4 protein-coding genes are annotated in these 2,537 nt (G+C 42.4%); all 4 read right to left on the bottom strand.

Features of this window, described 5'->3' with window-relative positions; all coding sequences use genetic code 11:
• Positions 1 to 19: 19 nt before the first annotated feature.
• A complete protein-coding gene (locus ACZOTW_RS07495; RefSeq protein ID WP_483997930.1) occupies positions 20 to 712 on the bottom strand; it encodes a hypothetical protein in 693 nt (230 codons plus the stop codon).
• Positions 713 to 720: 8 nt separating this feature from the next.
• The gene (locus ACZOTW_RS07490) at positions 721 to 1,173 is read right to left on the bottom strand and encodes a Panacea domain-containing protein (protein WP_483997929.1); all 453 of its coding nucleotides are present in this window, start codon (positions 1,171 to 1,173) and stop codon (positions 721 to 723) included.
• A gap of 263 nt (positions 1,174 to 1,436) precedes the next feature.
• Positions 1,437 to 2,108, bottom strand: a complete 672-nt coding sequence (locus ACZOTW_RS07485; protein WP_483997928.1) for a DNA-methyltransferase — start codon at positions 2,106 to 2,108, stop codon at positions 1,437 to 1,439.
• A gap of 94 nt (positions 2,109 to 2,202) precedes the next feature.
• Positions 2,203 to 2,487, bottom strand: a complete 285-nt coding sequence (locus ACZOTW_RS07480) for an ASCH domain-containing protein (protein ID WP_483997927.1) — start codon at positions 2,485 to 2,487, stop codon at positions 2,203 to 2,205.
• Between the last annotated feature and the right edge of the window lie 50 nt (positions 2,488 to 2,537).

Here is a 2,537-nt window from a genome sequence, read left to right as displayed (position 1 = left end):
TGATTCCATCTGTCCATCTTTATTTTCCATCGGTTCCATAAATGTCCTCTTCTACCCGAGATATAGACAAAAAACTCCTCGCAATCTGAAAGAAAGATAGCAAGTCTTTCTCTGTAAAGTTTTTCTCCTGTTTTCCGGTATTTAAATCACGGGTGATTAAAATACCATCTACATTCTTTCCATTTTTATTTATTTCCTGTCTTACAAATTGGAAATTATCGAAAAAGGAAAGATTAACTTCTTCTCTTTTGAAATAAAATCCAAGCGAATTAAACTTCACCTGTTTTTCCTTCAAGGTAGAAACCAAAAAACGATTAGACAATTCTTCGCAACCATTTTCAGAAAGATCATGATACCGTCCTACTATTCCTATACGGTTAGTAGTAAAAATGGAAGATAAAATGGTAAATAACGGAACCAAAGAATCAAAAAAGTTCTCCGGCAGTTCGTTACCTTTTAAATTAAACTGTTGTAATACGCAATCAACTCTATTTGTAGTGACAGTAACTTTCCAGCCAGACGATAAATATGCCGTAATCAAGGGAAAAGGCGCCGGCACTCCGGCAGGAAGAGAAACCATATTATTAACTTGTAGTTTAACTGGATTCAATTGCTGCTTTATTTTTGTAGCCAAATCGAACACTTTAGCATCTGTTATAAAATTAGTTGGGAAAAAAACGGTTGTAAAGTTTTGTATAAGAATTGTTCTCATGGTTTTTCCTATTTCACACAATTTTCAATATTTTTATTTTTATAAAAACTATGTATGGAACTAATGGCTATCTCATTGGTGGATGCCTCCAAAGGACTTAATCCCCTGCGAGCGTCTTTCCACGGGGCTTCTTGGTGACTACGTAAAATTAACCACGCCTCTTCTTTCTTGCCATAATTATCTAGCACTTTTTGAATAGCAGATTTCTGTGAAGTCGTCAGTCTATCCGCATCTCCTACGGGCAAGGAATATATTCTAGATTGTCCTCTATGCAGGTTATACAAATTTCTTACCACTGGCCCATTAATCCACGCTTCGATAGGATCTTCGAACAAGGGTGCACCTTGATTCCAAGCCAAATGCCACGCTTGGCAATAATAAACCAACTTTTGCAACTTAATGCCAGAAATAGGTTTTATTCTTTGCAATATATATTGTGCAACATCAAAAACACTTGCCATATTTACCTCCTAAATATGACACAAGACAACAAAGCCCGTTTACCTCTAATAAGCAAGCGGGATTAAAACTTCCGATACTTCTTTAATAGACCTTACTTCCTATTCTTTCCTAAATATATTATAGGGATTTTTGAGTAAATTAACAACTTCTAAAAACAGACTAGAAATCGTTAAACTGTAATTTTGTAGAGGCTTATTGAAGCAAATTTGGCTAGCAATGTCAACATATCTCCCCCGGCAAAACCGGGGGATTGCTTGAACATTTATCTGTTACGGGACACCTCTTCCACTCGGCGGCAAGCGGCGTCAAAATACTTCTCGTTGATTTCTATGCCCGTGCCGTGCAGTCCCAGTTTTTCACACGCTACCAGCGTGGTGCCGGAGCCCATAAATACATCCAGCACGTTGTCTTTTTTAGCCTCGCGGAGCAAAAATTCCAACAAGGCAACGGGCTTTTCGGCGGGGTGGTTCGGCTTGCGCGTCAAGCGCGGTTCCTCTACAATGTCGCCCAAACAGCGGTTTTCCAACTTAAAGCCCGGTTGGGTAAACAGGGCTATCATTTCGTACATCGGCCGAAATCCGCGCATATTCGTGCCCAAATACTTTTTGTTCCACACGACCAGGCTTTCCATAGGCCACCCCAGCAAGCACGAGGCTTTTGTGAATGTGGCCACGCTCCGCCAGTTTAAAAAAGACAAGAGCGCCCCGTCTGCCGTTAGTTTCTGCCGCGCCTTGCCGATCCAGTTAGCATAAAACACGGCGGCGTTCATATAATCGCCCCACGGGTCTATTTTGCCCTTGCCGTCGCTTTTGGTGTTAATCATATACGGCGGGTCCGTAAGCACCAACCCATAGGCTCCGTCTTGGAGCAAATCCAGCAATTCAAGCGAATTGCCGCAATACAATGTTTGTTTTCCGATTACTTCTTTTCTCATTGACTATCTTCCTTGTGTGTTTATGTCTTGTCCGCCTGCCAGACGGGCAAAACTGGCCGCTTGTGGCGGCGGAAAACAGTCATAACCTCAAAATTTACCGAAATTGTATTTCAAAGAACTGGCTTTCATTGGGGCACTTAAAAAACTGATATACCTCGTTAGGCAAGTCCCAACCGCCAATCACGCGGATTTGCTCTATCCGGCGGGTAAGCGTGCGGTTAGTATAGCCCCGGTGGAATACGACCAAATCCCCGCGTTTTAAGCCGTTTAAGCGTTTGCGCCAGCCCTCAGTAAAGCGGCGGTATTCTGCTTTTTTCTCGCCGCTGACCACCTTATCCCACCAGTGGTAGGTAAGCATCAAGTGTAAGGTTTTAGCCATTCTTACTCTCCGCGCGGCGGTTCCACGCTTCTATGGCATCTTTTTTGCTT

The organism is Candidatus Avelusimicrobium sp., from assembly GCF_056976295.1.
The sequence above is the reverse complement of the archived record's forward strand: the minus strand, read 5'-3'. Positions and strand labels throughout refer to the sequence as shown.